General features: G+C 63.9%; 7 protein-coding genes. 5 read left to right on the top strand and 2 right to left on the bottom strand.

Going from position 1 to position 6,872, the window contains the following annotated elements; genetic code table 11:
* Nucleotides 1-426, top strand: a 426-nt coding sequence (locus tag VN004_RS11915) for an ABC transporter ATP-binding protein (RefSeq protein ID WP_325610236.1), incomplete at its 5' end; no start/stop codon positions are given.
* A 217-nt stretch (nt 427-643) separates the two neighbouring features.
* Here VN004_RS11915 and VN004_RS11920 read toward each other — a convergent pair.
* Complete coding sequence (locus VN004_RS11920) at nt 644-1,900, bottom strand: L,D-transpeptidase family protein (protein ID WP_414710283.1); 1,257 nt, start codon at nt 1,898-1,900, stop codon at nt 644-646.
* Nucleotides 1,901-2,376: 476 nt separating this feature from the next.
* Here VN004_RS11920 and VN004_RS11925 point away from each other — a divergent pair, with 476 nt between their 5' ends.
* Both VN004_RS11925 and VN004_RS11930 read left to right on the top strand, forming a co-directional pair.
* Nucleotides 2,377-3,597 (top strand): acyl-CoA dehydrogenase, encoded by a 1,221-nt coding sequence (locus VN004_RS11925; protein WP_325610240.1) that lies wholly within the window; start codon nt 2,377-2,379, stop codon nt 3,595-3,597.
* A gap of 156 nt (nt 3,598-3,753) precedes the next feature.
* Complete coding sequence (locus VN004_RS11930) at nt 3,754-4,527, top strand: sulfite exporter TauE/SafE family protein (RefSeq protein ID WP_325610241.1); 774 nt, start codon at nt 3,754-3,756, stop codon at nt 4,525-4,527.
* Between the two features lie 31 nt (nt 4,528-4,558).
* On the opposite strand, the gene VN004_RS11935 is transcribed toward VN004_RS11930, so the two are convergent.
* Entirely contained in the window at nt 4,559-5,392 is an 834-nt protein-coding gene (locus tag VN004_RS11935; RefSeq protein WP_325610242.1) for an alpha/beta hydrolase, read from the bottom strand.
* A 224-nt stretch (nt 5,393-5,616) separates the two neighbouring features.
* Between VN004_RS11935 and mtnA the strand changes: the two genes are divergently transcribed.
* Both mtnA and VN004_RS11945 read left to right on the top strand, forming a co-directional pair.
* Entirely contained in the window at nt 5,617-6,741 is a 1,125-nt protein-coding gene (mtnA, locus tag VN004_RS11940) for an S-methyl-5-thioribose-1-phosphate isomerase (protein ID WP_325610244.1), read from the top strand.
* The coding region (locus VN004_RS11945) for an MmcB family DNA repair protein (protein WP_325610246.1) at nt 6,738-6,872 on the top strand (135 nt) is incomplete at its 3' end. The genes mtnA and VN004_RS11945, both read left to right, overlap by 4 nt.

A 6,872-nucleotide genomic window follows, 5' to 3' on the forward strand; every position in this document is an offset into this window, starting at 1 on the left:
GTGCGCGAGAACCTCATTGCGACCGCTGCCAACAGCTCCGGCTCGTCCGATCCCTGGACCTACGAGAAGGTGATCGAGCTTTTTCCGCGGCTGGCGGAACGCGCCAACCAGATGGGCAATCTTCTGTCGGGCGGCGAACAGCAGATGCTCGCGGTCGGTCGCGCGCTGATGACCAATCCGCGCCTGCTCATTCTCGATGAAGCGACCGAAGGACTTGCGCCGCTGATCCGTCAGGAAATCTGGCAATGCCTGACGCGATTGAAGCAGGCCGGCCAATCGATTCTCGTCATCGACAAGAACGTCGCCGCGCTGATTGCGATCGCCGACCGCCATTACATGATCGAGCGCGGCCGCACGGTGTGGAGCGGGACCTCGGAGGAGCTCGGCGCGCAGCCCGAGATTCAGCACCGCTATCTCGGTGTGTGAAGCCAATTGCGATTTTGTCCGCTGCGATCGTCGCAGCGGTTAAAGTACGTTCAGTTTTCATGGAAGCTGCCGCTCTCTCGCTGTCATCGCCCGCGAAAGCGGTCGATCCAGTAAACACAACAGCTTCAGCGTTTACTGGATGCCCCGCTTTTGCGGGGCATGACAAGAGGGGCATGACAAGACACGGGCGATGCGGTGCCGCCTCAACCGCAAATCGCTACCGCGTCACCACAATGAAGTCGGTATAGAGCCCGGTCTCATGACCGAGACCATGATCCGACACGATCAGCGACGCGCCCGGCGTGACATATTCGGAGATGCGGTCCGCCACCTCAGGCGCGATCTCGATGCGATCGAGCACGGCTGACGCGCTGAGACTGGGCAGTGGCGCAGGCGCCTTGCCAACAGGCTTGACGGGGACTTCGATGGGCCGGCCCCTGCGGTCGTACTCGATGCGGGTCCTGGGCTTCTCCACCTTCGGCAATTCCGGCGGCATCGACACGGCGATCCAGCGCACGTCCCGGTCGTTGCCGTTCTTTGCCAGCGCAGTGAAGACATGCGTTCCGAAATTCGCCTTGTCGTCCTTGAACGACACCGGGGCGCTGAACAGCGGAATGAAATGCTGACGGACGTAAAGCCGCTTTTCCTTCTTGCTGATGAAGACGGACACGGTGCCTTTCGGCGCGGCCTTTTTCTGCTTGGCGTCGAGCGTTTGAACGAAGCTCGCCAGGATCGGCTCCGGAATGACGTCTGGCCGCAGGACCGAACCCGTCGCTTCCGGCTCGATCTGCTTTGCGCCGGCAAGCTCCGGCTGCGCCGGAGCGCTGGATGGTGACGCGGTCTCTTGCGTCACGACGGTTGTCGCGGCGTCGTCTTTGGCTTCGTCCTTGACGTTTGACTGTTGGACCGACGATGTCAGATCGCGCATCACAGGCGCCGGGGCTTCGGAGGCTCTGGCCTCTTCGCCTTCGACCCGCTCGCCGGCGCCGTCATTGGCGACGATCGAGGAACTGGCGGTGCGAACGAGAACCGGCACCGTGGTGTCCAGCGTCTTGCGCAATTCGGGCACCGTCTCCACGGTTGCGTCCGGCGTTTTCGGCTGGAACAGCAAGGCATGGGTGATCTCGAACGGCGCTGTGTCCTCGCGGGATACGATGACGCGGGTGTTCATCTTGAGGGTGCGCCACAGATAATTCGCGTAATGCTCGGGCAACCGGATGCAACCATGCGACGCCGGATGGCCGGGCAGGGCACCCTGATGCAGGGCAATGCCCGACCAGGTCAGCCGCTGCATATAGGGCATCGGCGCGCCGCTATAGATGTTGGAGCGGTGATGCCGGTTGCGCTGGATGATGCTGAATACGCCGTGCGGCGTGGGATGACTGGCCATCCCGGTCGATACCGGCGATTGCGAAACGAGCTTCCCGTCGGCGTAGAACGACACCTTCTGCGAGTGGACCGACACGATCAGCATGTGCGGTCCGGGAGGCGGGGGGCCTTCCTTGACCGGTTCGGGCTGGCGTGCCACCTGCCGCGGAGCCGGGCGTTTCGCCTTCGGTACGATACGGTTGCGCGGTTCGAGCCGCTCGGGAACCCGGTGGACCCGTTGGACGACGGGCTCTTCCTGGATGAAAAACGGCTGCGCCTTGGCGCTGGGGGGACATCCCAGGACGACAAGAGCCAGCAGGCTGGCGCCGCCGAGCTGCTGAGCCTTATGTCTATGGGAAAAAAAGCCTTGGTGTAAAAAACTGGTCTTTCGAGACACGATGAAAAGTCTCCGCCCCCGGAAAACCGCATCTTAAGCGTCGAATCCGAACAGAATGTTAGCCCACACAACTTATGCGGTCATCGGGTCTAACCAAGGTGCCCAGCATTCAGTTCGTTAGTGTTGCATTTACGGTAAATATCTGACCGTTAGCGGGCAGATTGGCTCCTGCAGGGAGAGCACAGATGAGTCAGGCCGCAGAAAAGCTCAACGTACAGCGTCCGGGATCGATCAAGGACGCGCATTTCAACTGGGAAGATCCGCTCGATCTGGAAGGGGAGCTGACCGAGGAAGAGCGAATGGTCCGCGACACCGCGCGCGGCTATTCACAGGACAAACTGATGCCGCGGGTCCTTGAGGCCTACCGCGACGAAAAGGTCGACCGCGAGCTGTTGCCCGAAATGGGCGCCCTGGGCCTGCTTGGCCCGACCATCCCCGAAGAATATGGCGGGGCGGGCCTCGGCTACGTTGCCTATGGATTAATCACCCGCGAAATCGAGCGCGTCGATTCCGGTTACCGGTCGACGCTGTCGGTGCAATCGTCGCTCGTCATGTATCCGATCTACGCCTACGGCACCGAGGCGCAGAAGAAGAAATACCTGCCCAAGCTTGCCTCGGGTGAGATGGTCGGCTGCTTCGGGCTGACCGAGCCGGATCACGGCTCGGACCCCGGCTCGATGGTGACGCGCGCCGAGAAGGTGCCGAACGGCTATCGGCTGACCGGCGCCAAGATGTGGATCTCCAACTCTCCCATCGCCGATATCGCTGTCGTCTGGGCGAAGCTCGACGGCAAGATCCGAGGCTTTATCGTGGAGCGGGGAACGGAAGGATTCTCCACCCCAAAGATCGAAGGCAAGCTGTCGCTGCGCGCGTCCGTGACCGGCGAAATCGTGCTCGACAACGCCTTCGTGCCCGAGGACGCCTTGCTGCCCAACGTGTCGGGGCTCGCCGGACCCTTCGGCTGCCTCAACAATGCCCGCTACGGCATCGCCTGGGGCGCCATGGGCGCCGCAGAATTCTGCTGGCATGCGGCGCGCCAATATACCCTCGACCGCAAGCAGTTCGGCCGGCCGCTCGCCGCCAATCAGCTGATCCAGAAGAAGCTCGCCGACATGCAGACCGAGATCACCCTCGGCCTGCAAGGTGCGCTGCGGCTCGGCCGTCTGATCGAACAGGGCCGCGCAGCGCCGCCAGCGATTTCGCTGATGAAGCGCAACAATTGCGGCAAGGCGCTGGACATCGCCCGCATGGCCCGTGACATGCACGGCGGCAACGGCATTGCCGACGAGTTCCATGTGATGCGGCACCTCGTCAATCTGGAAACGGTCAACACCTACGAGGGCACGCACGACATTCATGCGCTGATCCTCGGCCGCGCCCAGACCGGGATCCAGGCCTTCTTCTGATCGCCGTCGCGAACGGCAAACGCATAGCTCACTTGTGGTGCCCGGCCTTGTGCCGGGCATCCGCGTCTTTAGAGGAATGCCAGCGGACCGCCTTGCGCGATTCATCTGCGCGCGCCTCTTTGCAGGCATGTCGGTCTTGCGTGCGGGCCGGGGGAAATGGATTTCACATCGACGGCATTGCTGGGGATAGCCGGTTTGGTCGGCGGCACGATCGCGAGCCTTGCCGGCGGCGCCGCGCTGATCACCTTTCCAACGCTCCTCGCCGTTGGCCTGACCCCGATCTCGGCCATCGCGACGAATATCACCGCGCTGACGCCGGGAAGTCTGGTGGCGGCCTTGTCCGACCGTACGCAATTGCCGCCGGTCGATCGCGGGTTTGTCGGGCTGATCCTCGCGTCGGTGATCGGCGCGGGAATCGGGGCGGCGCTGCTGATGCTGACCTCGAACCGGGTCTTCGAAATCCTGGTGCCGCTGCTGATCGGGTTTGCGACCATCCTGTTCGCCTATGGCGAACGCATCAGCGCGGCCTTGCGCGCTCGCTCGCTTGCGAAACACGGGCGCGAGCCCGAGATCAAGCTGACCTCGATCCCGATGCTGCTGCCGGTCTCCGTTTATGGCGGTTATTTCGGCGCGGGGCTTGGCGTGTTGCTGGTGGCCGTGCTGCAACTCGCAACGTCGGGTGAATATCGTCCGGCCAATGCGACGAAAAACCTGGTCGCCGCGCTGAACGGAACGGTCGCGGCCTTCGTCTACGCGGTGCAGGGCAGCGTCAACTGGCCCGCGGCGTTGACCATGATGTGTGGCGCATTGATCGGCTCGGTGATCGGCGCGCGGATTGCCCGCTACGCGCCGCGCGAGGTGATGCGCTATGTGGTGACCCTGATCGGAGCCACGCTGACCGGGGTCTATGCGTACCGCTACTGGTTCTGACGCAGACCGGACATCGTGCGGCGCCGTTTCATTACCGGGTCAGCTCGCTCAATTCGACGACCCGCCGGGTCATGGCGCTGAGCGGATCGGCCAGCGGGGCCACCACGTTGAAATGGTGCATGCCCGGCACCGCCTCATAGCGCGTCTCAACGCCCGCAGCGCCCCAGCTGTCCGCCATGACATGCGACAGGCGGATGAATTCGGGCAATTCGGCGCCGCCCACCACGACGTCGAGGATGCGGCCCTTCGGCGCCGGCCAGAACAGCGGCGAGCTTTCGCGGGCCGATGTCTCGTCGAGCTTGAAGTCGACATTCATGTCGGTGTTGATCAGCCCGGCAAGATCGAACACGCCGGAAATGGCATAGGCTGCGGGAACGAGATCCGCCGGCGCACCGTGCTTTTCCCAGTCGGTCGCGAGCATGCAGGCGGCGAGATGCCCGCCCGCCGAATGACCATAGACCATGATGCGCTTGCCATAGCGCTTCCACAGAAACAGTGTGGCCTCACGCATCTGCTCGATGATCTGCGCAATCGAAACCTGCGGCGTGAGGTCATAACCTGCGACCGCGACGGTGACGCCGTTGCCGGTCAGGCCCTGCGCGAGATGGCTGTGCTCCTTCGGGCTCATGGCGCGCCAATAGCCGCCGTGGATGAAAAGGGCGACCGGCGCATCGGGGTCCTTCGAGGTGAACAGGTCCATGTATTGCCGCTCGCTCGGACCGAACCGGACATCCAGCTCGGCACGGCCTTCGCGCGCCATCTTCTCGCGATAGGCGGCGGCATCGCGCTGCCATTGTGCGACGATATTCGGGAAATCCGCGACAGCCGCGCGGTTGTTGTAGGCGGCGCTGTTGTCGATCGCCATCTCACGGAACTCCTGTACGCCCCAAAATTCGCCGGAGATTGCGTCAGCGAAACCGCCGGATCAAGCGACTGTGCGGCTGTGCATGGATGCTTTGTACGACGCGCATCCGCGCGGGCCGCCTCAAGCCGTGTCGAGCGAAAGCCGGCCGAAGGCGTGAATCCGCGGCTTTTGGCGGCCTTTCGATTTTGCTTTTATGGCCGCCGGAACGGCGTTATCTGGCTCACATGAGGATCGGCGGCATCGAGACGCGCAGCATCTGGCTCGAGCCGGATGGCTGGTCCGTTGGGATTTTCGACCAGACCGTGTTGCCGTGGCGCGTCGAGCGCGTGACCTTGCGCAGCGCGACCGATGCGACGCACGCCATCGCCAGCATGCAGACCCGCGGCGCGCCGTTGATCGGAGCCGTCGCGGCCTATGGGCTGGCGCTCGCGCTCCGCGAGGATGGCTCCGACGCCGCTCTGGCCAGCGCTTACGGGACGCTGCTTGCGGCGCGCCCGACGGCGGTCAATCTGAAATGGGCGCTCGATGCGGTATCCGCCGACGTGCGTCCTCTCCCGCCCGCGCAGCGCGCGGATGCGGCCTATCGCCGGGCCGCTGCCATCTGCGATGAGGATGTCGCCATCAATCAGGCAATCGGCCGCAACGCCTTGCCACTGATCGAGGCGATCGCGGCGCGCAAGCGTGATGGTGCGCCCGTCAACATCCTCACCCATTGCAATGCCGGCTGGCTTGCCACGGTCGATCTCGGCACCGCGACCGCGCCGATCTATCTCGCGCACGACCGGGGCATTCCGGTCCACGTCTTTGTCGACGAGACGCGGCCGCGAAACCAGGGTGCGTTGCTGACCGCGTTCGAGCTTGGCCAGCATGGCGTGCCGCACACTGTGATCGCGGATAATGCCGGCGGGCATCTGATGCAGCACGGTCAGGTCGACATGGTGATCGTCGGCACCGACCGCACCACCGGCCATGGCGACGTCTGCAACAAGATCGGCACCTATTTGAAAGCGCTGGCGGCCAAGGATAACGGCGTACCGTTTTACGTGGCGCTGCCGTCACCCACGCTCGACTTTTCACTCAGCGACGGCATTGCCGAGATTCCCATCGAGCAGCGCAGCGCCGCTGAAGTCACGACCATGACCGGCCGCACGACAAGCGGCGCGGTGGAAAGCATCACGATCGTGCCGGACGGCTCGCCGGTCGCAAACCACGCCTTCGATGTCACGCCGGCACGCCTCGTCACCGGCCTGATCACCGAACGCGGTGTCATCGCGGCGTCGCGCGAGGCGCTGGAGCGGGCGTTCCCCGATCATCCATCGCGGCAGCAGGCAAGGGTCGCCGCCGAATGAGCGAGCTGATCCGCCGCATCTCCGAGCTTCCGGTCGACGGCCGGCAATCGCAGACCGCGCTCACGGTCGCGCGCGGCACCATGCGGCTGTTGCTGTCGCATGGCTTTACATGCGTCAGCGAATTGCCGCTG

The organism is Pseudorhodoplanes sp. (assembly GCF_035565855.1).
GTDB lineage: Bacteria > Pseudomonadota > Alphaproteobacteria > Rhizobiales > Xanthobacteraceae > Pseudorhodoplanes.